Origin of the sequence: Corallococcus terminator (assembly GCF_003611635.1) — a bacterium.
GTDB classification, from domain to species: Bacteria; Myxococcota; Myxococcia; order Myxococcales; family Myxococcaceae; genus Corallococcus; species Corallococcus terminator.
Map to the genome: position 1 here is coordinate 1 of NZ_RAVZ01000722.1, position 778 is coordinate 778.

Here is a 778-nt window from a genome sequence, read left to right on the forward strand (position 1 = left end):
CTGGCGCCGCTGTTCGGCCGGCCCGCCGCCAATGCCAACGGGCCAGTACTGGTGGTGGGAACGACGCGGCCGGAGCTGGGGCTGCGCACGGATGAAGTGTCGGAGGTGGCGGTGCTGACGGGCACGGAGCTGTTGCCCGCGCCCCCCTCCCTGGAAGAGGAAGCGGGCGCGCTGGTGTCTGGCGTCAGCCCCGACGGCACACTCGTTCTGGAGGGAGAGGCCCTCCTGGGTGACAGTCGTCTCGTGTTCGAGCTGTCCGAAGAAGGAGTCGCATGAGCATCGGGAATCGTATCGCGCTGGGATTCGGACTGTCCCTGCTGGTCCTGCTGGTGATCGCCGGCGTCGCCTTCCAGGGCGCGCAGCAGCTCACCACCACCACCGAGGGCCTGCTGGAGTCACACAACAACTACAAGCTGCTGCGTGAAGTGCGCGCGCTGCTCGTAGACGCGGAGACGGGCCAGCGCGGCTACGTGCTCACCGGCGAAGAAGTCTACCTGCGCCCGTACCAGGCCGCCCTGAGCGAGCTGCGCACGGACATGGACAAGCTGCGCGTCGCGATGGACAAGTACCCGGAGCAGCGCTCGCGCATGGCCAAGATAGAGCCGCTCATCGCCAACAAGCTGGACGAGCTGGCGGACACCATCCGCCTGCGCCGTGAGCAGGGCTTCGACGCTTCCCTGGCGATCGTCAAGACCAACCGGGGCCAGCGGGAGATGGATGCCATCCGCGAACTCATCTACGAGATGCGCGACACGGAAGAGGACCGCTGGAGGGCCCA

The 778-nt window shown here is 67.4% G+C and carries 1 protein-coding gene and 1 pseudogene; both read left to right on the plus strand.

What is annotated here, in order from left to right; all coding sequences use genetic code 11:
• Positions 1 to 276, plus strand: a pseudogene (locus tag D7V88_RS41785) (chemotaxis protein CheW); the annotation flags it as partial.
• Positions 273 to 778, plus strand: a 506-nt coding sequence (locus tag D7V88_RS41790; RefSeq protein WP_208726770.1) for a CHASE3 domain-containing protein, incomplete at its 3' end; no start/stop codon positions are given. The pseudogene D7V88_RS41785 and the gene D7V88_RS41790, both read left to right, overlap by 4 nt.